The organism is Peribacillus sp. FSL K6-5616 (assembly GCF_038008245.1).
GTDB lineage: Bacteria > Bacillota > Bacilli > Bacillales > DSM-1321 > Peribacillus > Peribacillus frigoritolerans.
This window is the reverse complement of the sequence record NZ_JBBOYT010000001.1, coordinates 1,280,822-1,303,048: the sequence shown is the minus strand read 5'-3', so window position 1 is coordinate 1,303,048 and position 22,227 is coordinate 1,280,822. Positions and strand designations below refer to the sequence as shown.

The following is a 22,227-nucleotide window of genomic DNA, read 5'->3' as shown; positions in this document are numbered from 1 at the left end:
TCAAGGTTTGTACCCTGTCTCAAAACCTATCTTTACTATATACTCTTTTTACTATTTTGCCAAGCAAAAAGTCGAACATTCATTCGTTTTTTTCTTTCGGGATATTCTTTGTAAAAAAGCGTTTTAGCTTAAGGAAATCTCCATTTCGCTTCACTTACTCCCTAAAAAAAAACATTTTCATTGAATTAACTTTTTTCTTTTTTCCCTATTTTTCAAGAAACAAACTTCTAAAACCAAATAAAAAGCAGAGCTGTAAAAAAGCTCTGCTTATGGCGTTTATAAATCCCTTAATAGGTAATGACAGCCGTACTTCACACTCCGAATACGGTTTTGCGCCCTGCTTCCGGAAAGATTCAACTCCTTGAAGTGAGTGTTTCCATCCCGATAGGAAATGCCAATAAATACTGTACCTACAGGCTTGCCTTCTTGTTCGTCCGGCCCCGCAACACCCGTAAAGCTTATGCCTACATCCGCATCGAGCTTACTCCGGACATTAGAGGCCATTTCCATTGCACACTCACCGCTGACCACCCCATACTCAGATATGGTATCATGACTGACGCCGAGGACATTGGACTTCGCATCATTCGTATAGCAGACCATTCCGCCCTTAAAGACTTTACCGGCGCCCGGGATGGTTGTCAGCTGTTCTTGGAACATCCCCCCGGTCAAGCTTTCAGCTGCCGCGATTGAAAGCTTGCGGACCGTTAATTCTTTTACAAGTTCCTTTATTAGAGAAGTATTATCACTTCCATAATGGAACTTTCCGACCCGGCTAAGAATTTCTTTTTCCGTTTCTAAAATAAGTTCTTCGCATTTTTCTTTAGAAGGGCCTTTGGCGGTGATCCTTAACGTCACTTCCCCTTCGGCTGCAAGCGGAGCGATTGTCGGATTCGTTTGATTGACAAGGAGATCTTCAATCACCGTTTCCAGTTCGGCTTCACCTATACCGTAGAACCGAAGAACCTTGGAATCGATCCGTTCATGCTTTTCCAATTTATTCATGATTTTTTCATAACCATAACTTAAAAACATCGGCTCCATTTCACTTGGTGGTCCAGGCAGGAGCATATATGTAATCCCAGATTTGGACAAAACCATTCCCGGGGCCATGCCATGATCGTTTGCCAACACTTCACTGCCTTCCAAGACAAGGGCCTGCTTTTTGTTGTTTTCCGTCATCGGCCGTTCCCGTTTTTGGAAGTAAGCTTCAATGGATTGCAAAGCTTCATCATTAAAAACGAGCTTTTTCCCGATATGGCGAGCAATCGTTTCTTTCGTTAAGTCATCTTTGGTAGGACCAAGCCCACCGGTAAAAACAATCAAGTTCGCCCTCGATTCAGCGATTTCTATAGCTTGTTGTAATCGGCGGTCGTTATCTCCGACCACAGTATGGTAAAAAACGTTGATTCCCATTTCCGCAAACTGCTGCGATAAGAATCTTCCATTAGTGTTATTGATTTGACCTAAAAGAAGCTCTGAACCCACTGCAATGATTTCTGCATCCATCTTTTCAAAACCACCATTCGTTTTACTTTGAATTAACAAATACTTCTTTGTTTTTTATAAAATAATCCAAACCTGACCAGATTGTAAAGATTAATGCAATCCATAATGCGATATTGGCAAATGGAAGTGAAATGAGGGCAAATGGAAGGTTATGCAGCAATAAAGCCGAAATAGAAACAATTTGTGCCCATGTTTTAATTTTACCTAGCTGGTTCGCTGCAACCACTTCCCCTGTACCCGCTAACACCAAACGCAATCCAGTGACTGCAAACTCGCGACTTATGATCACGATGGCAATCCAAGATTGACCGTACATTAAATCTAGATCAACCAAAACGATTAAGGCAGCCGAAACCAGAAGTTTATCTGCCAATGGATCTAAAAATTTCCCTAAATCAGTAATCATATTATATTTTCTGGCAAAATGGCCATCGATCCAATCCGTAGTGGAAGCGATTATAAAGAGGATGGCTCCAGCCAGGTGTGCCACTGGCAAGCTGTATTCTCCCCAAGTCAGTGTCCCCCATGAAAAAGGAACGAGCATGATGATTAAAAATACTGGTATTAAACAGATTCTTGCTACTGTAATCTTATTAGGCAGATTCAAAACTTTTACCTCCAAAATTTACGCCTGCCATTTGGGCAATGCGTCTTAGATCTAAAATAATGCTTATATGTATAATTTAACTCAAAATCCAATCTTATATGCCGGGTGAACCATTTCCCGCCGCCTTACTATTATATAGAGCAAAAATAGTCATCTATAAGATGACTATTCGGCTTTCGTAAATTGTATCGTAACCAATTGCGTATTCACTTCAGTCGGTGAAATGGAATACTCCAGCTTCTCATCATTCACATAAATCTCAGTTTCATATGCCCTGCCTATATTGATGACAGCTTCTTTTTCATTGGTAAAATCAATTTCCTGGCTTTTGTCCTTTTCGATAGTGCCCTGGAAAAGTAATTTACCTTCACCATTTTTTATGCCGACCCATGGTGAGCCTTTGGAGGTCACCTTTAATTTAAAAGTATCGGTATTTTTTAATTCATACGTACTATTTTTACCGCTGGAACTTGTGACGGCAAGATTTTGCTCTTTCTTTTCATCTTTGACAACAGCATCATCTTCATTCTTCTCGTCAGATGACTCAGATTTTTCTTCATCCTGTTTTTTGTCTGCATTCTCTTTTTCTTCGTTAAACCCATCACTTTTATTGTAGCCCACAGCTTCATTCTCTTTAGCGTTCTTTTTATCATCATTATCTGGGTTACTCATATAATTCGATACCAGTACCCATATCAAAACGGCCGCACCAATGACTAAAACGACAGCCAGGATCCTCGGTAACATTTCCACAACCTTTGAATCTCCTGCCGGAATGGTTTTCCGGGATTGGACCCGTGAAAGCTGTTCTGGCAATTCCTCACTATAGACCGATGGTATTTCATTCTTATATTGTTCGAAAATCTCTTCTGGATCCAGTCCGACCGCTTCACAATATTGCTTTATGAATGCCCGTACATAGAACTTTCCAGGCATCATACTGTAATTTCCTTCTTCAATGCCAATGAGGTAACGCTTTTGGATCTTTGTTAATTCCTGCAAATCTTCTAGGCTAAGACCTTTGGCTTCCCTAGCTTCCTTTAATCGATTACCCAATTCAGTCAAATAAAACACCTGCCATTTTAAAAGTCAAAGGAACCAAAATCGGACCCTGAAAACTGGTCTTTTTGGTCGACAACTTCATATGTTATTTCTTCTTCAGGATTGTTTCTCAATTCAATAATATAATCAAAGTCTTCGAGGGTATACTCCGTATTTTGGACAAAAACATCCGGATGTTCGATTACTTTGACAGCATCAAGCCTCATTATTTCACGAATCAACTGCCAATGACGCTCATTTGCACGGCGAGTGGAAACAATTCCATCTAAAATGAACAAATTATCATTATTATATTCATCCTCAATAAGCTGGCTGCGGATAGTCTGCTTTAAAAGGGTCGATGACACAAACAACCATCTCTTATTAGCACAAACACTCGATGCTACGATAGATTCAGTTTTTCCGACACGGGGCATCCCTCGGATCCCGATCAATTTATGACCTTCCTGTTTAAATAGCTCGGCCAGGAAATCGACAAGCAAGCCTAGTTCATCACGAACAAACCTAAAGGTGTTTTTCTCATCGGCATCGCGCTGAATATAGCGTCCATGCCTGACTGCGAGGCGATCACGTAATTTAGGTTCCCTAAGCTTAATGACCTTTATCGTATCCATCGTACGGAGAATTGACTCGAATCTTTCTATATTACGGCTGTCTTTGGCCAACAAAAGTAACCCACGCCTGCCTTCATCTACCCCGTTAATGGTGATGATATTAATGGAAAGCATACCCAGAAGGGATGAAATATCCCCTAATAAACCAGGACGGTTGACTTGAATTTCATATTCAAAATACCATTCTTTATTATCCACGATAACACTCCTTAAGCCTAAAAGCTTTTGCCCTAATCATGGGCAAAAAACTTATCCATCGTAAATTTCAAGGTCTGAACACTTTAATATTAATTGTCTAGCTTCTATAATATAGCATTTCGTGATAAGTTAAAAGGAAAAACCCTATAAAAGTATTCATTTTTATATAAGAGGACAAATAGTCATCCCCCTAGAATCCAAAAGGCCCTGTTAATTAATAACAGGGCCTTTGGATTGATATTTTACTTTGTTCCATTGTTCTCGACTAACTTGACCATGACACTTGCCATGGCATGTTTTTCTTGATCGCTTGCGACTGACCAAAGATCAGCAAGCACTTTCTCTTGATCATTCTGGGGCTCAACCTGATTAGCTAGGTAATCACCGATTTCGTAAGCCAAGTTGTTAACAGCGCCTTCTGACAAGCCTTGTTGTTCACCTTGATGTAATCTGTCGCCTAAGAAGTTTTTCCATTGATCCCAATTGTCCAGTACAGACATGAATGGTCACCCTTTCCTTCAAAATAGTACAAAGATATTTTGTGAAGGAACCGAGGAAATTATACATGTCTTTAAAAAAAATCATGTGTACCATCCGCCATTTACACCTAAAATCTGCCCGGTTATATAGGACGACTTGTCGGAAAGCAAATAGTATACGGCCTCCGCGACTTCTTTGGAATGCCCCATCCTGCCCATCGGGATATCGCCTTTGATGATTTCCAGATCTTCTGCACTGAAAGATTCGAGCATGGAAGTGGAAATCGCACCGGGGGCAACGGCATTCACCCGGATTCCATTAAGCGATACTTCTTTGCTAAGTGCCTTGATAAAAGCATTTTGGCTGCCTTTGACCATTGAATATAATACTTCACAAGATGCACCTGTCTGCCCCCAAATCGATGTGACGGCAACGATGGCAGCCTGTTCTTGGTACATTAGCTTTGGAAGCAGTTCCTTTGTTAATTGGAAAGGGCTCGTTACGTGCAGCTGAACCATTTCAGTAACGATAGTCTCATCCATGTCAGATATAAGACCGTAATAGCTATTGCCACTATTAAGGACGATTGCATGGAGGGCAAAAATATTTTCCGCCAATTTCTTGTAGCCGTCCGGTGCAGCCAAATCCGCTTGTATCGGAATAAGTTCGACTTGATGAGGCTTCAGTTCTTCAATCAGGGCAAGTATCGCTTCTTCATTGCTGTTATAATGTAAATAAAGTGAGTAATTCTCCTCGGCGAGCTTTATAGCGATTTCCCTGCCGATTCCTCCACTGGCTCCTGTAATAAGGGCAAAACGTTTCCCCACTTTCACGCCCCCTTTATATTATTTCGGAAGTACCTGACAGACTGTCATCCGTTCATCGGATATTAAATCCTTGGCGACCTCCCTGATATCTTCGATGGTTAGTTTTTCCAATACCGATACAACATCGAACAAATTCATATCATTGAATGCATATCTGGTGAATTGATTCGCTATATATTCCGGCGAATTCAAGGAACGGAGGAAAGAACCGATTTTTTTCTTGATTGTCCTTTGCAGGCTTTCTTCATTCAGGCCGGTTCCGGCTTTTGATTTTTGCAGGATACCGAATAAAGACTCCGTCAACTCATCAGGTTTGGCACTGTCCCCGCCAATTAACGCAAACCCAAAACCTTGTTCCTGTGTGTAATCATATGAGAAGCTTTGATCGATCAACCCTTCCTCATACAGCTCCTCATGCAAAGGCGAACTCTTGCCAAACAGCATTTCCAAATAAATATTGGTCGCCAATTCCCTTTTCAAAAGCTGTAAACCGGATTGGTCTACGTTGATGGCCTTGATGCCCAGCATCACTTTTGGTGTCTGGACATTCATCCTTAAGACTTCCTTATCCTTGGCAACGATTTCCGGCTCTTCGTCAAATTTACGTTCCACTGCTGGTTGTTCGTTGTATCCTTTATCATTTTGGTTATCCCGAATCAGTTTCATGGTACTTTCGACATCTACCGGTCCTACAACGAATAGGAGCATGTTGCTAGGATGGTAAAACGTATTATAACATTCATAAAGCATATCTTTCGTAATACCTGCAATCGATTCCACAGTACCGGCAATATCGATTTTCACTGGATGCTGATGATACATATTGGCAATAGTCCCGAAATATAAACGCCAGTCTGAATTATCATCATACATGTTGATTTCCTGCCCAATGATTCCTTTTTCCTTCTCTACCGTCTTTTCCGAAAAGTAAGGATCCTGGACAAAGTCAATTAAGGTAGTTAGATTCCTCTCGAAATCCGACGTGCTGGAAAATAAATAAGCTGTACGGGTGAAAGAGGTAAAGGCATTTGCAGATGCTCCCTGCTTTGAAAATTGCTGAAAAACATCACCATCTTCCTTTTCAAATAGCTTATGTTCAAGAAAATGGGCAATCCCATCTGGTACTTTTGAGAATTCCGTTTCATTCAATGGTTTGAAATGGTTGTCGATTGAACCATAATTCGTCGTGAAAGTTGCAAATGATTTATTGAACCCGCTTTTCGGAAGAATATATACTTCGAGACCATTATCCATTTTTTCATGGAAAAGCTCTTCTTTCAATTGAGTGAATGCTATTTTTTCCATTACCCTTGCACCTCCGCTTCCGTTAGGAAATAAATCGTATCAAGCTGGATCTTTTGACCAACTGCAATGATTTCTTCCTTTGTCGTCCGCTCTGTTTTTGCAAACCACTCGTCGAGTGATATATCCTGCCCGGAAATCACATTATGATATAAAATTTCCACAAGCCCTCTCGAAACGTCAATGGTTTCAAGGAGCTGGTTCTTAACGACCGCCTTTGTCTGTGCCAGTTCTTCATCGGAAAAGTTCCCTTGCTTCATTTCCTTCATTTGTGCATGAATGATATCCAGTGCCTGCTTGTAGTTGGCATTTTCAATGCCGGCCATGACCATCAATAGTCCTTTATGACTTTCAAGCCTTGAAGCTGCATAATAAGCAAGGCTGGCTTTCTCCCTGACATTAATGAAAAGTTTGGAATGTGAAAAGCCGCCAAAAATCCCATTGAATAGCTGAAGAGCATAATAATCCGGATCACCGTATGCAACTTGGGTTCGATAACCGATATTCAATTTCCCTTGTTTCACATCCGAATTCTCGATGATTTCTTTTTCCTTCTCCACTGCCTTACCCGTCTCCCTTGGCAGTCTAACAGGCTCACGTTCTTGCAACGACACATATTTGTCAGCCAGTGCCTCCACTTCCGATCCATCGATGTCGCCGATTACATATAAATCGATTTCATCTTCCGACAGCATTTTTTTATAGTAGGCGAATAGGGATTCTGGAGTTATCGTTTCCAAGTCTTGAAGATTACCGCTCGCTTCTAAAGCATATGGTTCGTTTTTGCACATTTCCTCTACTAGACGTGTAGCTGAATATCGCATTTTGTCATCGGAAATGGATTGAATCCGCTGTTTTAAAGAACGGATTTCATTGGAAACCGTTTTAGAGTCAAAGGCTTCGCCGTTTTTCTTCGGATTGAAGATCACCTCTGATAATAGCCCAAAAGCCTTTTCGAGAAGCGGGGTTGAATCACTAAGGAATTTTTCATTTACGATATCGATCGTAAAACTTATGATTTGATATTCTCCTTTTTTGGCTACATCGACATAAAACCCTGCTCCATATAAATCATCAAGATAAGATCGAAGCTCAGGTGTTGTAGGATATTTACTTGTATTGCTTTGTAACACATATGGCAGCAATGCACGATATGTAACGTCCTCTTTTGTCAACGGGGCTTTCATCTTCAGCACGAGAGTATTCGTTTTATATTTATCCGTCCGGACCACATGAAGCTTGTAGCCGCTTTTTTCCGTAATTGTATCGGAAGCAATAGACATGAATAATCCTCCTCATTATATAAATCACCTTTATTAGCTTATTGTTTGTAGATTGGAACCCTTTTAAACATCTACTTAAAATATACATGTGAAAGGAAAAATCATGCAAGTAACAGCTACTTTTTTTGGTTTTTCACCAGCTCACCATCACTTATGGCTCAAATCTCAAAAGAAAAAACCGGCCAGCACAGTTTGCTGACCGGTTAGACACTTATCTTTTCCCTTTGATGTATGGCTGTCCTGATGCTTTTGGAGCATCAGCACGTCCAATGAAACCAGTTAGCGCAATGATCGTCAGAACATATGGAGCGATCAAGAGGTAAACTGATGGAATATCCTTGAAGAAGGGAAGGCTCGAGCCAACGATACTTAAACTTTGGGCCAAACCAAAGAATAAAGCTGCTCCCATTGCCCCGATCGGGTGCCACTTACCAAAAATCATGGCGGCAATGGCCATGAAACCTTGACCATTAATTGTCGCATGATTGAATTCATTTGAAAAGATGGTAGCATAAATCGCTCCGCCGATACCTCCAAAAGCACCTGATAATAAAACGGCGGCATATCGGATTTTCGTAACATTGACACCCATCGTATCAGCAGCCATTGGGTGCTCACCCACTGCACGGATCCTTAACCCGAATGGTGTTTTATAAAGTACATACCAAACGACAAAAGATATGAGAATCGCTATATATACGATGTAATAGCCATTTGCGAAAAAGATGGGTCCAATAAATGGAATATCACTTAGTAACGGAACATCAATCCTTGGGAATGTTTCTGTGATTCTATCAGTTTGACCTTTGTCAAAAATCAACTTCACCAAAAACATGGTCAGACCAACTGCCAACAAGTTGATGGCTACCCCACTAACCGTTTGGTCCGCCCTGAACGTAATGCATGCCACAGCGTGCAGAATGGAAAACAGCAAGCCGGCAATCATTGCCGCTAAGACTGCAAGCCAAGGAGTCCATTCCCCAAATACATCAGCAAACATTAAGTTAAAAACAATCCCTGTAAAGGCACCAATGACCATCAAACCTTCTAAACCGATATTTATGACACCAGCCCGTTCAGAAAACACTCCTCCGAGTGAAGTAAAAATAAGTGGAGCAGCTAGAGCTATCATTGATGGAATAATAATTTGTAATACTTGGTAAAAATCCACTTATTTCACCCCTTTCTTAAATCGAGCGGCAATCCAACGAATAAAATAACTGGAAGCGACGAAGAAAATGATCAATGCTATGACAATATCCACAATTTCACTAGGTATTCCGGTTTCTAGCGGCATATTTAAGGCCCCGGCTTTCAGTCCCCCAAATAATAAGGCTGCAAGCACAACACCAATAGCTGTATTCGCCCCTAATAAGGCTACTGCAATCCCATCAAAGCCCATACCTGTGAACCCGCCTTTGACTGCGGCATAACCGAAAGTTCCAAGGCCTTCCATCGCACCAGCAAGTCCTGCAAAAGCACCTGAAATAACCATGGAAAGTATGATGTTCTTATTGACACTCATCCCTGCATACTCGGACGCGTGCTGATTGAAACCTACCGCTTTCAGTTCAAAGCCGGTTTTGGTCCTTTCAAGCAGGAACCACATGATGATTACGCAAATAATCGCTACCACTATTCCCCAATGCATCCGGGAAAAATCCGTAATGCTTTCAAAAAAAGGAGACCGCAGTGATGCTGTATCAGCAATTCTTTCTGTTTTATCCAGCTTGTCAGTCATTACATTCCTAATTAAATAATTCGTCACATATAAAGCTGTATAATTCAACATGATAGAAACGATTACTTCATGTACACGGAACTTAGCTTTTAAATAACCAGGGATAAATGCCCACAATGCCCCAGCAGCTGCACCAACTAAGATGGCCAATGGCAAATGGATGATCCTTGGAAGATCAAAAGCGATTCCGACCCAAACTGCCGCCAGCCAGCCTACAATTAATTGCCCTTCTACACCGATATTGAATAGGCCCGTACGGAAAGCAAAAGCCACTGCCAAACCGGCAAGGATATAAGGGATGATTGTCCTCACGGATTCCCCTACATAATAAGAATCCCCAATAATTCCATTTACCATGGAGCCATAGCCGGCAACTGGGTCATAGCCGCTTACTAACATGATTATGGCCCCAACGACTAAGCCGAGGATAACTGCTATTAACGGACTCGTTAATTTAGATAAATACTTAGACATTTTGTTTTCCACCTGCTTCCGTCCGTTTACTGCCGGCCATTAGAAGGCCAAGCTCCTGTTCAGTCGTTTCTTTCGGATCGACAATTGCGACGATTTCCCCTTCGTATATAACGGCAATCCTATCGCTCACATTCATGATTTCTTCCAATTCAAATGATATGAGAAGTACCGCTTTTCCTGCATCACGCTGTTCAATCAGCCGTTTATGGATAAACTCGATCGCTCCTACATCAAGCCCGCGTGTTGGCTGTGCGGCAATCAATAAATCCGGGTTCCTATCAACTTCCCGTCCGATGATCGCTTTTTGCTGATTCCCGCCGGAAAGAGCCCTTGCCGGGGTATATTCACTCGGAGTCCGAACATCATAGCTTTTGATCAATGAACGGGCTTTTTCAAATATTTTCTTTGAGTTCAAGATACCGGCTTTTGAGAAAGGCCTTTGATAGTAGGTTTGCAAGACAATATTTTCCCCAATGCTGTAATCGAGAACCAAACCATGCTTATGCCTGTCTTCTGGAATATGGCCGACACCTGCTTCAGTGATTTTACGCGGCTTCAGATTCCTGATCTCTTTTCCATTTAGCTTTATCGAACCAGCTGTTGTCTTCCTTAGGCCAGCCAATGCCTCAATCAGTTCGGATTGACCGTTTCCATCTACACCGGCAATACCGACAATTTCTCCTGCACGGACTGTTAAATCCAAGTTGCGAACAGCTGAAACGCCCCGGGAATCCTTGACTTCCAGTTCCTGAACCTCGAGAACTACATCCGAAGGAGTAGCGGCCGTTTTTTCCGTCTTGAATAGAACTTCCCTACCGACCATCAAGCTCGCCAATTCGTTAGGATTCGATTCGTTGACATTCACTGTACCAATTCCTTGCCCTTTGCGTATAACCGTTACCCGGTCACAAACCTCCATGATTTCCTTAAGTTTGTGTGTGATTAAAATGATAGATTTCCCCTCTTTGATAAGGGCTTTCATAATATAAATCAATTCCTTGATTTCTTGAGGAGTCAATACAGCGGTCGGTTCATCAAAAATCAATATTTCCGCTCCGCGGTAAAGCGTCTTAAGAATCTCGACACGCTGCTGCATCCCTATTGAAATATCGGCAATTTTCGCATAGGGGTCAACACGAAGTTGATATTGTTCTGATAGTTTCCTAACTTCCTCGCTCGCTTCTTTTAAATCGATCTTACCCGCTTTGGATGGTTCTTTTCCTAAAATGATATTTTCCGTTACTGTAAAAGGGTCAACGAGCATAAAATGCTGATGGACCATCCCAATCCCTAAATCATTGGCAATGTTGGGACTGGTAATCTTGACTGGCTTGCCATTCACACGGATTTCTCCCTGCTCAGGCTGGTATAAGCCGAATAAAACATTCATCAAAGTGGATTTACCCGCGCCATTTTCACCTAATAATGCGTGAATCTCCCCTTTTTTAACCTGAAGTGTAACGTTATCATTTGCGACGATGCCGGGGAATTCCTTACGGATATTAAGCATCTCAATTACATATTCCACGTATTATCAACTCCTAAAATGAGTGTAAATATTCCTAAATCATTTAATTGCTTTTACTAGCTTATTGATTTTTTTAAAAAAACCAAATGAAAAACTACGATTCTTTCATAGTTTTTCATTCGATATTTTTCAGTTGCAAAGCGTGATTGGGAAAAGAAAGAATAGAGGGCAATTCTGCCTCCCTATTCTTTCTGGCATTACAGCTTATAAATCAAGTTTTTCGAATTCTTCATCCGTACCCGGAACTACGAATTCACCTGATTTAATTTTTTCTGTCCATTCTTCGACCGCTTTTAATGATTCTTCTGTTACGTTATCTTTTGTTTCGGAAATGCCTACACCATTTTCTTCGATACCGTACTCAATTACTTTTCCGCCTGGGAAGTTTCCTTCTTTCGCTTTCTCGGAAAGGTCTTTAACTGCCACGTCAACACGTTTTAGCATGGAAGTCAGAGTGATGTTGTCGTCAGTTCCAGGAACTGCCCCCAATTTAGCTTGGTCGCTATCTACACCGATAACATAGATTTCTCTCTTAGGATCTTTTTGCTTTTGCTCTACTGCTTCAGTGAATACACCTTTTCCAGTTCCTCCAGCAGCATGATAAATGATATCGATACCTGAAGAATACATGGAGCCTGCAGTTGATTTACCGATATCAGCTTTATTGAAATCCCCGGCATATTTAACTTCAACTTTTGCATCCGGGTTTACAGATAAAACCCCAGCCTTAAAGCCAACTTCGAATTTCTTGATTAACTCAGATTCAACTCCGCCGATAAAACCGACTTTGTTTGTTTTCGTTTGCATTCCGGCAATTACACCTACCAGGAATGAACCTTGCTGCTCTTTAAAATTGATGCTGGCTACATTCTTTTTATCTACAACTGTATCCACGATGGCAAAGTGTGAATCCGGACGTTGGTCAGCCACTTCACCAACAGCTTCCGCTAAAAGGAAACCGATGCCATAGATTAGTTGGTAATCTTCACGTACAAGCGTATTCAGGTTCTTAGCGTAATCGGCATCAGATTTAGATTGCAGGTAGTTGTAGCCATCTTTACCTTTTTCCAGACCATTATCCTTACCGAATTCCTGAATGCCCTTCCAAGCGGATTGGTTGAACGACTCGTCATCCACGCCGCCAGTATCAGTTACCATCGCAACAGTGAAGTTATCTTTGTTTTTCCCATTTGAAGATTCTTTATCATCATTCTCTGAATTACCACATGCTCCCAGTAGCGTACCGGCTGCAAGAACAAGTGAAAGAGCTAGTCCTAATTTGCGCTTTTTCAATTTTTATCCCCCTAATTTACATAGTTTTTTGAGCAGGAATGTTCTGAAAAGTCATTTATGTTTGCGTTTTCACTTCTCGTTAATTTTTTTTGCATACGTTTGATCGACTTTTTTCGGAATCGAAACAATCGCTTGCACTCATCCGTATGCAGAGTCAAGGCCTACACACGTTTACGAAGAACATGAAAGCTGAACATATTGGCTTTAAAGTAGTTAACAGAATACAGGATAGGCTGGTCCCAATCATCCAGATGCATCTGCTTTAAAACGAGTAGTGCGGCTTCTGGCGAGCATTTAAGGATAGGAGAAACTTTCTCATGATATCCAATAGGCTCAATCTCCGCTACGGCATGCGTAATTTTCCGATGCGCATCTCTTTCCAAAATATCTAAAAGAGACTCATCATTACGGTCAAAATTTTCTGAAAGAATAGATTCAGGAATTTTGTCAATACAGTAGACGACTGGCTCCCCATTCGCTGTCCTTACTCGTTCGATGCTGACGATGCGTTCGTCTGTTGAACAAGAAAACCTGCGTATATCCTCTTCTGTAGGTTCTTGGGCCGTCGAGCTTAAGAAAATCGTACCCGGCTTCATCCCTGCCTCTTCAATCATGTTCGTGACACTTTTTAATTGCTCGATACCTGAAGTGAACCGAGGTTTCGGATTGACGAAAGTCCCAACTCCATGACGGCGAATGATGATGTTTTCTTCTTCCAAAATTCGCAGCGCTTCTCGAAGTGTCGCCCTACTAACTCCCAATTTTTTCGCAAGATCGAATTCTGAAGGGAATTTTTCATTTTCCTGATAGACTCCAGCTTCAATATCCTGCTTCAGGTAATCAATGACCTGCAAATATAAATGTCGACTATCTGATTTTATTGACATACAGTTTCCCCCAGCTAATTTCTTAAGACATCAGACCTCTGATGTTGAATCATTCCTACTAATCGAAAATAATATAACATTTTTTTTGATATAAATAAATAGTGTTTTACTATTTACTTTAAAAGAATTTAGGAGAAATTACCCTTCCCTGTGCCTTTCAATCTAGATGTGGCCGCGGAATTTGTACGATTATTCTCCTAAATCAGATAAATTTTTTTAAAAAAAAGGCTAGATGCATGCAGCTATGTTCAAGATGCTGTTTTCCTGTATAATAGGATTTATCTTCTTTGAAGGGATGTACACAAGATGTTAAAGATTACAGAATACACAATCGAAAAATTGAATGATCCATTTGGTATTTTGTCCGGGGAACGTTACGAGTTGTTCTTGGATATTGAAGTGCCTGAAGAGGATGAACTCTTTTCAGAAGATGGTTTATATATCCGGGTGCTTTTTGCTGTGGAAGAACAAAAAGGCAAATTGATTAAATATGATATTTTTGAAAAAGGGAACGAAGGCGCACTTGAATTCGATTTAGAAGAAGATGAAGAAGCGATGATTACCGACTTCTGCCTTAAACATTTAGACGAGGCGATGAATAATTAAAAAACCGGGCAGATGCCCGGTTTTTTCTTTACCTATGATGAATGTGCTTCATCTTGTTCATCTTTTGTAATCAATACATTTCGTGGTTTACTGCCTTCATATGGACCGACAATTCCCCTCGCTTCCATTTCATCAATCAATCTGGCTGCGCGGGTATAGCCAATCCGGAAACGGCGCTGTAGCATGGAAACGGATGCAGTCTGCATTTCTACGATCAACGATACCGCATCCCCATATAAATCATCTTCGACTTCACCATTTGAGGTTTCTGCAATTTCATCGGGTATCATTTCTTCGTTGTATTGTGCTTTTTGCTGTGAAATGACATATGTGACAACTTCCTCGACTTCATTGTCGGATAAAAAGGCCCCTTGGACGCGGACCGGTTTTGAAGCTCCTGAAGGCAGGAAGAGCATGTCACCCCGGCCTAACAGTTTTTCGGCCCCGCCCATGTCGAGGATCGTTCTCGAATCGGTCATTGATGAGACACTAAAGGCAATCCGAGATGGGATGTTCGCTTTAATGACCCCTGTAATTACGTCTACGGATGGCCGCTGAGTGGCAATTATCAAGTGGATGCCAGCAGCTCGTGCCATTTGTGCAAGCCTTGTGATGGCATCCTCTACATCATTAGAAGCGACCATCATCAAATCTGCCAGCTCATCGACAATGACCACGATATAAGGCAGGAGCGGTTGTTTGGCGTCTTCTTCAATGTTATATCGGTTAATGTAATCATTGTAGCCTTCAATATTTCGCGTACCGGAATGAGAAAATAGCTCGTAGCGCCTTTCCATTTCACTGACGACTTTTTGCAAAGCCTGTGCCGCTTTCTTTGGATTGGTCACTACAGGTGCGAGTAAGTGGGGAATTCCATTATAGACATTCAACTCGACCATTTTTGGATCGATCATCATCATTTTCACTTCATGCGGTTTTGCCCGCATCAGGATACTCGTGATAATCCCATTGATACAAACGGATTTCCCGCTGCCCGTAGCACCAGCCACTAGTAAATGCGGCATTTTATTGAGCTCCGCCTTAACCGCTTCACCGGAAATATTCCGCCCTAAGCCTATTTGCAGTTTTGCGTCAGGCTTATCTACTTCTTTGGCCTCTAAAACTTCCCTTAATGACACCATCGCCACTTCGGAGTTAGGCACTTCTATTCCGATTGCCGATTTTCCGGGAATCGGCGCTTCGATCCTAATATCCTTTGCGGCAAGTGCAAGTGCCAAGTCATCGGATAGGCTGACAATTTTACTTACCTTCACACCTACATCCGGATGTACTTCGTATTTGGTTACGGCTGGGCCTAAATGAACTTTAGTGACTCTCGCTTTCACTCCAAAGCTATGAAAGGTGCGCTCAAGTTTTGCCGCATTTTCATGAATCAATTGGTACTCTCCGCTTTGGTCGGTTTTTTTAGGCTGCAATAACAAGGAAAGAGGCGGTAAAAGATATTCTTTATTCTCCACTTCCGTAAAATTCATAGGCGGAACGGCATCATCCTGGTCCTCTGCATTTTCAGCTGCAGGTTCCGTAACAACGGGAATTACTTCGTTTTCGTCGCTATATGCTTTATCAGCAAAGCTGGAAATGATCCGTTCCGTCGCCATTTCCTGTGTTTCCTCTTCTAGAGGGGGCTGATCCGTTTCTTCCACCGGTTCGTTTTGCCGTTTCTTCTTTTTCACGGGATTCTTTTTCTTTTCTTTTTTGTCTTCATTCCACGTTTTCACATCATCTCTGAATGCGGACCATTGCTTTTTGAAAAAGCCGCCAAGACCCCTGAAAAACTTCCCGAGGGTTTCACCTAACGTTTTCCCGGTCAATAGGACGGCACCTACAATGATAAAGAGGAATGAAACGATTTTCGATCCAGCTTCGTCGAATAGAAAGTAAGAAGCTGCAAATAATATCGCTCCAATCATACCGCCCCCAAGGTCCTTTGAGCTGGCCTTGCCGGTCACTTCCATCCAGAATAGTTCCCATGTATTCGAAATGACGCTGGGCTTCGTAAATGGTCCTCCATCTGCAAGCATGTTAAACAGGGTCACATGACTTAGGAGGAGCATGCTCGCAACAAGGAAGTACATCCCGACCAATTGCCGTTTCAACAGGTACGGGACCTCTCTCTTTATCATCAAATAGAACCCAGCTGCAATTGCTCCCAACAAAAAGAGGATATACCATTCCCCCATGAAGAAGCGGATTAAAAAGACCGTCCCGTTTCCCACTGCTCCAAGCTTGGCAATGGCAATGATGGCCAAACCTATTATAGTGAGGCCAATCAATTCATATTTAAGCGTTAGTTTTAACTTCTCTGTACTATTCTTTTTTCTGCGTTTCTTCTTTGCCATAATATCACCTGATTCTTCATGAAACTATTCTAACTTTCCTATTCAACATCACTACATGATTTCCCTTCACGAAACAAACGTTCGCTACTGATTATACCAAATAAATATGACCCTGTCCTTGATATATATACCATTCATTCTTTAGGCGGACATTTTTCCCATATAATGAATAAAGCAGCCAAGCGGCTGCTGATTTTCATTCCAGTATATCATAATTTACCTCAGTTAGTCGTTTTACTAATGGTTCATATGTTCGAACACATTTATGACAGCTCCCGGCTGAATGTGTACATTCATATAATCTTCAGGATCGGTGCTGACGATTCGATCAATGCGAAACGTACGGCCACCGTCATGTTCAACCATCACATGTACACCATTGTAGATCATTTCTATTAAATTTGCCGTCTTCTCATGGTGATGAGGGAAAATTATTTCTTCAGGAACGATCGTATAAAGCGTCATTGCAGAAGCCCCTCCTCTTCCCCGGCAATTTTTGGCCTTCTTTCTTCCATGAAGCTATTTAGTTTTCTCATGGCCTGGCCCACTCCTCCTACATCATCGATCATACCGATTTCAACTGCCTCGGCCCCGATAACGTTCGTACCGATATCACGGGTCAAGTTTCCTTTGGCAAACATTAAATCCTTAAAACTTTCTTCCGTAACGTTGGAGTGGCGCGTAACAAATTTAATGACTCTTTCCTGCATCTTATCCAAGTATTCAAAGGTTTGAGGCACGCCAATGACTAGCCCTGTCAAACGAATTGGATGAATCGTCATCGTTGCTGTTTCAGCTATATAGCTATGGTCACACGAAACAGCAATCGGCACACCGATCGAGTGCCCTCCCCCAAGTACAATCGAGACGGATGGCTTTGATAGGGAAGCCAGCATTTCTGCGATTGCTAGTCCCGCTTCGACATCTCCTCCGACTGTATTTAATATGACAAGCAGCCCCTCTATATTGGGATTTTGTTCAATTGCCACAATTTGCGGAATAACATGTTCATATTTGGTCGTTTTATTTTGAGGCGGCAGCTGCATATGTCCTTCAATTTGTCCAATGATCGTCAAACAATGGATTTTTGAGTCTTGAGATAGTTGCGGAACATTAGTAGCCCCCAGCTGCTGGATCTTTTCGATTAAAGTTGAATTCTTACCTTCCTGCTTGCCTTCATTTTCATTTGGTAATGGTGCATTATCCACTATGCCAACCCCTTTCTCTTTTAGCCTATAGCTTTATTATGTCTCGAGTCTCGGACTTCATTCTTCAAGATATAAGAGACAGAAAAAAGAACCCCTGACTGTTCAAATCAGGGGTTCCTTTCTTAATATTCCATTATGATCGGTAAAATCATTGGGCGGCGTTTCGTTTTTTCATAGAAGAATTGGTTTAACGCATCACGCATTTCCTGCTTCAGCGTGGACCAATCAAAAGGCTGGCGCGACCCATTTTTCTTTACGATTTCACTTACTATTTCAGTTGCTTCCGCAATCATCTTTTCTGATTCGCGAACATATACGAAGCCCCTTGAAATGATTTCAGGGCCTGCTGCAATGCTTTTATCCTGACGGTTCAACGTGACGACTACAATCAAAATGCCATCTTGGGATAACAAGCGACGATCACGAAGAACGATATTACCCACATCTCCAACACCGCTGCCATCTATCAGGATATTTCCTGCAGAGACTTTTCCGGAAAGCCCCATTTTATTGCCCTTTAGTTCGATGACATCCCCTTTTTCGGCAATTATGATGTTTTCACGCTTAATTCCCGCAGCAACCCCAACTTTTTGATGGGCATATAAATGGCGGTATTCCCCATGTACAGGGATTAAGAATTTAGGATTCATCAAATTGATCATCATTTTAAGCTCTTCCTGGCTGCCATGCCCTGTTACGTGCACTTTATATTTATTGGCAGATACCACTTCAGCACCTACCCTGTATAGCAAATCGACGGTTTTGGATAAAATAAGTTCACCGCCCTGCAGGGGTGATGCACTGATCAAAACGGTGTCTCCCTTTTTGATCGTTACCTGCTTGTGGGTCTGCTTTGCCATTTTTTGAAGTGCTGCAATGGGTTCGCCCTGATGACCTGTCGATAACACGACGATTTCACGGTCTTCATACTGGCCAATTTCATTAATCGGGATTATCAGCTCTTCTTCGACCTTTAAGTAGCCAAGATTCAAGGCTGTTTCATAAACGCGTTGCAGGCTTTTGCCTACAACTGCCACTTTTCTGCGACTTGCTGCCGCTGCATTGAAAACATGTTGAATCCGGTTGATGTTCGAAGCGAAGCACGCAACGATGATCCTTCCGGAGGCAGCATGGAAAGCCTCTGTAATATCTTTGGCCACAACTGCTTCTGAAGTCGTATAACCTGGCCTCTCGGCACCGGTACTATCCGAAAGCAGGCATAGGACACCTTCTTCACCGATACTGGCCATCTCACCGATTTCCGGTTTATATAGATCCGTTGCTGCCTGGTCGAATTTGAAATCCCCTGTATAAACGATTGCACCTTCACGAGTGTGGATCACGACTCCGACGGAATCGGGAATACTATGGTTAGTCCGGAAAAAGGACACGGCTGCTTGAGGGAAACTTAAAAGGGAATCCGAATCGATTTCAGTGAAAGTTGCCCTGCCGTTAAAGCCATCTTCCTTTAATTTCGTTTTGATTAAAGCAAGTGTAAGCTTAGTTCCATAAACAGGAGCTGGTAAATATTTCAAGACATAAGCAAGCGCTCCCATATGGTCTTCATGACCATGGGTAATGAATATCCCCTGCACCCGTTCCTTATTATCCATCAAATAAGAAATATCTGGGATAACCGCATCGATTCCGAGCATTTCGTCTTCCGGCAGCATTAATCCTGCATCAAGAAGATAGATGTCCTCGTTCACCTCAACGACGTACATATTTTTACCAAGCTCCCCTTGTCCTCCAAGAGAAATCACTTTTATTCCATTATTTTTATCTTTACCCAATCGAATATCCTCCTTAAAAAATCCCGTTCATAATTTCCCAATGATTTCATTATAACCGATGTTCAAAAAACATGACAACACTTACCATTTTCAGAGGGACTTTTTCATATAATTCAAAAAAAACAACCTATTATGTAAGAGATCCTTTGTACTTTTACCAGTTTCGATTGATCATAATAAACTCCAATATTTTCATCCCGAAATCGGAAAGTATATCCCGTTCATATACATCATTATGTAAAAACAAGCCAATCTTCAACGATCAGCTTGTTCCGTGTCTTTTTATTTTTTTAATACCTTGGTTAATGCCAGGCGTTCCTGCTCCGTCAATGGCACGATTGGAAGTCTCACCGATCCAACGTCAATTCCATATAACTGAAGCGCTGTTTTGACAGGTGCAGGGCTTGGCGCTGCAAACAAACCTTTTATAAGCGGTAACAGTTCCTGATGCAGCCGGGCTGCCTCTTTCAAGTTCCCACTGATGAAGGCCTCCACTATTTTCTGCAACTCCTTGCCAGCAACATGTGAAGCAACCGATACTACACCCACACCGCCAATCGCCAATACCGGTAGTGTTAAAGCATCGTCCCCGCTATATAATGCAAAATCTTCATCCGTGCCGGCTATGATTTGGGTCATAGCGTTTAAATCCCCGCTCGCTTCCTTAACGGCTACGATATTAGGAATTTTCGAAAGCCGGATGATCGTTTCCGGTTCAATGTTAACTGAAGCGCGCCCAGGGATATTATATACCATAACAGGGAGCGTCGTACTTGCTGCAATAGCCTTAAAATGCTGGTACAGACCTTCTTGATTCGTTTTACTATAATACGGGGCAACCAGCATTATCGCATCGGCGCCATTTTGTTCCGCCTTTTTTGTCAATTCGATGGAAGCATACGTATTGTTGCTTCCTGTACCCATGATGATGGGCACACGTTTTTCAACAACCTTAGAAACATGACGCAATAACGCGATTTTCTCCTCCGAAGATAAAGTTGGAGATTCCCCTGTCGTTCCCGACAGCACAAGCGAATCGGTTCCATTCGTTAATAAGTAATTAACCAATGAAGTCGTCTTTTGAAAATCAATATTTCCCTTGCTATCGAAAGGGGTGACCATCGCGGTTGATACTCTACCAAATATCATCATCTAACACCTCTTTAATTTTTAAAACATTTACTTAATAAAAAACCTGATTATAGGACTTCCCCTTCATGCAATTGAAATGCATAGTGCAGGGAATTAACGGCTTCTATTAAATCTTCTTCTTTTACGAGTACCCAAATTGTCGTATGGCTGTCCGCTGACTGGAGAATGGCAATTTCCTTTTCGGAAAGCGCTGTGACAATCTTCGCTGCAACGCCTGGTACTCCATTGATGCCTGCACCGACTACCGATACCTTGGCACAATTCCTTTCAATGACCGGTTCATGACCAAGCTCGGCCAAAATCGAGAGGGCAAGTTCTGTCATCTCTTCCGATACGGTATAAACTACACCACTTGGATATATATTTATAAAGTCAACTGAAATGGAGGCATTGGCCATCGCTTTGAAAACTTCAGCCTGTAGATTATATTGATCTTTTTTCGCACGGACCTTGATTTGAGTGATCTTTGGTACATGGGCAATCCCGGTAACAAGCCTTTCACGTATGTCACTGCCCTGGCTTCCCTTGTTCACGCTTGTAACAAGGGTTCCCAAACCTTCGCTGTATGTTGACCTTATCCGAATCGGGACTTTCGCCTGCATCGCAATTTCAACAGCTCTCGGATGAATGACCTTCGCCCCTTGGTATGCCATGTTGCAAACTTCCGTATATGAAACGATTGATAATGGACGAGCTTGATCGGCAATGCGCGGATCTGCTGTCATGATTCCTTCCACATCCGTAAAAATATCGACCCGTTCAGCTTGCAATGCGGCACCTAATGCAGCTGCTGAAGTATCACTTCCACCACGGCCGATGGTCGTGATGTCACCATTTTTAGCAGCTCCCTGGAAACCTGCTACAACGACAACATCCTTCACCTCAAGTTCTTTCATGAGTCGATCGCATTTCATTTCGATTATTTTCGCACTGGAATAGTCGGTATTCGTCATGAATCCTGCTTGAGCTCCAGTATAAGCAACCGCATCAATACCATGTTCCAAGAGCATGTTAGTAAATACTACAGATGATATCGTTTCTCCGACAGACATAAGTAAATCCTGTTCTCGCTTTGAAAGGCTGGCTTTGGCTCCATTTACAAGGGAAAGTAAGGTATCCGTTGCATAAGGATCCCCTTTTCTTCCCATTGCTGAAACCACAACCACCACTTTATAGCCTTCTTTAATCGCTTTTTCGATATGCCCCTTGGCAAATGAACGGCTTTCCTCATCACGAACGGATGTCCCACCGTATTTCTGGACGATAATTTTCATAATATGCACCCCAAATATAAGCCAGCTCC

The 22,227-nt window shown here is 42.1% G+C and carries 20 protein-coding genes; 1 reads left to right on the top strand and 19 read right to left on the bottom strand.

Annotated features, from left to right (window positions below):
• Positions 1-276: 276 nt before the first annotated feature.
• The 13 genes from MHB45_RS06305 to MHB45_RS06245 form a co-directional block, all read right to left on the bottom strand.
• Positions 277-1,509, bottom strand: coding sequence for a competence/damage-inducible protein A (locus tag MHB45_RS06305; RefSeq protein WP_340907513.1), 1,233 nt, complete (start codon positions 1,507-1,509; stop codon positions 277-279).
• A 22-nt stretch (positions 1,510-1,531) separates the two neighbouring features.
• The gene (gene pgsA, locus MHB45_RS06300) at positions 1,532-2,116 is read right to left on the bottom strand and encodes a CDP-diacylglycerol--glycerol-3-phosphate 3-phosphatidyltransferase (protein WP_034313524.1); all 585 of its coding nucleotides are present in this window, start codon (positions 2,114-2,116) and stop codon (positions 1,532-1,534) included.
• A 165-nt stretch (positions 2,117-2,281) separates the two neighbouring features.
• Complete coding sequence (locus MHB45_RS06295; protein WP_048684724.1) at positions 2,282-3,181, bottom strand: helix-turn-helix domain-containing protein; 900 nt, start codon at positions 3,179-3,181, stop codon at positions 2,282-2,284.
• Positions 3,182-3,198: 17 nt separating this feature from the next.
• Entirely contained in the window at positions 3,199-3,990 is a 792-nt protein-coding gene (locus MHB45_RS06290) for a DUF3388 domain-containing protein (protein ID WP_034313530.1), read from the bottom strand.
• A gap of 242 nt (positions 3,991-4,232) precedes the next feature.
• Positions 4,233-4,490, bottom strand: a complete 258-nt coding sequence (locus MHB45_RS06285; protein ID WP_034313532.1) for a DUF3243 domain-containing protein — start codon at positions 4,488-4,490, stop codon at positions 4,233-4,235.
• Positions 4,491-4,571: 81 nt separating this feature from the next.
• Positions 4,572-5,297: an elongation factor P 5-aminopentanone reductase gene (gene ymfI / locus MHB45_RS06280; RefSeq protein WP_048684725.1), complete on the bottom strand. Its 726-nt coding sequence runs from the start codon at positions 5,295-5,297 to the stop codon at positions 4,572-4,574.
• A gap of 18 nt (positions 5,298-5,315) precedes the next feature.
• Positions 5,316-6,602, bottom strand: coding sequence for an EF-P 5-aminopentanol modification-associated protein YfmH (gene yfmH / locus MHB45_RS06275; RefSeq protein ID WP_072272737.1), 1,287 nt, complete (start codon positions 6,600-6,602; stop codon positions 5,316-5,318).
• Positions 6,602-7,882, bottom strand: coding sequence for an EF-P 5-aminopentanol modification-associated protein YfmF (gene yfmF, locus MHB45_RS06270; protein ID WP_048684730.1), 1,281 nt, complete (start codon positions 7,880-7,882; stop codon positions 6,602-6,604). Before yfmF ends, yfmH begins: the two co-directional genes overlap by 1 nt.
• 211 nt (positions 7,883-8,093) lie before the next feature.
• Complete coding sequence (locus MHB45_RS06265; protein ID WP_094246576.1) at positions 8,094-9,053, bottom strand: ABC transporter permease; 960 nt, start codon at positions 9,051-9,053, stop codon at positions 8,094-8,096.
• The gene (locus MHB45_RS06260) at positions 9,054-10,097 is read right to left on the bottom strand and encodes an ABC transporter permease (RefSeq protein ID WP_048684732.1); all 1,044 of its coding nucleotides are present in this window, start codon (positions 10,095-10,097) and stop codon (positions 9,054-9,056) included.
• Positions 10,090-11,625 carry an ABC transporter ATP-binding protein gene (locus tag MHB45_RS06255; RefSeq protein ID WP_072272736.1) on the bottom strand — a complete coding sequence of 512 codons (1,536 nt, stop codon included), beginning with the start codon at positions 11,623-11,625 and terminating at the stop codon, positions 10,090-10,092. The genes MHB45_RS06260 and MHB45_RS06255 overlap by 8 nt, the downstream gene beginning before the upstream one ends.
• A gap of 204 nt (positions 11,626-11,829) precedes the next feature.
• On the bottom strand, positions 11,830-12,918 hold the full coding sequence (locus MHB45_RS06250; protein ID WP_048684735.1) for a BMP family lipoprotein: 1,089 nt from the start codon (positions 12,916-12,918) through the stop codon (positions 11,830-11,832).
• Positions 12,919-13,079: 161 nt separating this feature from the next.
• A complete protein-coding gene (locus MHB45_RS06245; protein WP_048684736.1) occupies positions 13,080-13,805 on the bottom strand; it encodes a GntR family transcriptional regulator in 726 nt (241 codons plus the stop codon).
• A 306-nt stretch (positions 13,806-14,111) separates the two neighbouring features.
• Between MHB45_RS06245 and MHB45_RS06240 the strand changes: the two genes are divergently transcribed.
• On the top strand, positions 14,112-14,411 hold the full coding sequence (locus MHB45_RS06240; RefSeq protein ID WP_048684738.1) for a DUF6509 family protein: 300 nt from the start codon (positions 14,112-14,114) through the stop codon (positions 14,409-14,411).
• Positions 14,412-14,443: 32 nt separating this feature from the next.
• Here the strand turns inward: MHB45_RS06240 and MHB45_RS06235 are convergent, their stop codons facing one another.
• The 6 genes from MHB45_RS06235 to dapG all read right to left on the bottom strand — a co-directional run bounded on the left by MHB45_RS06235 (position 14,444) and on the right by dapG (position 22,198).
• Entirely contained in the window at positions 14,444-16,771 is a 2,328-nt protein-coding gene (locus MHB45_RS06235) for a DNA translocase FtsK (RefSeq protein WP_340907511.1), read from the bottom strand.
• 237 nt (positions 16,772-17,008) lie between these two features.
• Positions 17,009-17,236, bottom strand: coding sequence for a YlzJ-like family protein (locus MHB45_RS06230; protein ID WP_034313564.1), 228 nt, complete (start codon positions 17,234-17,236; stop codon positions 17,009-17,011).
• Positions 17,233-17,979, bottom strand: coding sequence for a ClpP family protease (locus tag MHB45_RS06225; protein ID WP_034313566.1), 747 nt, complete (start codon positions 17,977-17,979; stop codon positions 17,233-17,235). The genes MHB45_RS06230 and MHB45_RS06225 overlap by 4 nt, the downstream gene beginning before the upstream one ends.
• 122 nt (positions 17,980-18,101) lie before the next feature.
• Positions 18,102-19,772, bottom strand: a complete 1,671-nt coding sequence (locus MHB45_RS06220; RefSeq protein ID WP_340907509.1) for a ribonuclease J — start codon at positions 19,770-19,772, stop codon at positions 18,102-18,104.
• A gap of 282 nt (positions 19,773-20,054) precedes the next feature.
• Complete coding sequence (gene dapA, locus MHB45_RS06215; protein WP_048684746.1) at positions 20,055-20,924, bottom strand: 4-hydroxy-tetrahydrodipicolinate synthase; 870 nt, start codon at positions 20,922-20,924, stop codon at positions 20,055-20,057.
• Positions 20,925-20,971: 47 nt separating this feature from the next.
• The gene (gene dapG, locus MHB45_RS06210; RefSeq protein WP_048684748.1) at positions 20,972-22,198 is read right to left on the bottom strand and encodes an aspartate kinase; all 1,227 of its coding nucleotides are present in this window, start codon (positions 22,196-22,198) and stop codon (positions 20,972-20,974) included.
• Between the last annotated feature and the right edge of the window lie 29 nt (positions 22,199-22,227).

Bases quoted from the DNA above. Each gene is read 5' to 3' on its own strand.
- MHB45_RS06260 (WP_048684732.1), bottom strand. From the start codon at position 10,097: ATGTCTAAGTATTTATCTAAATTAACGAGTCCGTTAATAGCAGTTATC.
- MHB45_RS06235 (WP_340907511.1), bottom strand. From the start codon at position 16,771: ATGGCAAAGAAGAAACGCAGAAAAAAGAATAGTACAGAGAAGTTAAAA.
- dapG (WP_048684748.1), bottom strand. From the start codon at position 22,198: ATGAAAATTATCGTCCAGAAATACGGTGGGACATCCGTTCGTGATGAG.
- MHB45_RS06245 (WP_048684736.1), bottom strand. From the start codon at position 13,805: ATGTCAATAAAATCAGATAGTCGACATTTATATTTGCAGGTCATTGAT.
- yfmH (WP_072272737.1), bottom strand. From the start codon at position 6,602: ATGGAAAAAATAGCATTCACTCAATTGAAAGAAGAGCTTTTCCATGAA.
- MHB45_RS06230 (WP_034313564.1), bottom strand. From the start codon at position 17,236: ATGACGCTTTATACGATCGTTCCTGAAGAAATAATTTTCCCTCATCAC.
- MHB45_RS06285 (WP_034313532.1), bottom strand. From the start codon at position 4,490: ATGTCTGTACTGGACAATTGGGATCAATGGAAAAACTTCTTAGGCGAC.
- yfmF (WP_048684730.1), bottom strand. From the start codon at position 7,882: ATGTCTATTGCTTCCGATACAATTACGGAAAAAAGCGGCTACAAGCTT.
- MHB45_RS06305 (WP_340907513.1), bottom strand. From the start codon at position 1,509: ATGGATGCAGAAATCATTGCAGTGGGTTCAGAGCTTCTTTTAGGTCAA.
- dapA (WP_048684746.1), bottom strand. From the start codon at position 20,924: ATGATGATATTTGGTAGAGTATCAACCGCGATGGTCACCCCTTTCGAT.
- MHB45_RS06240 (WP_048684738.1), top strand. From the start codon at position 14,112: ATGTTAAAGATTACAGAATACACAATCGAAAAATTGAATGATCCATTT.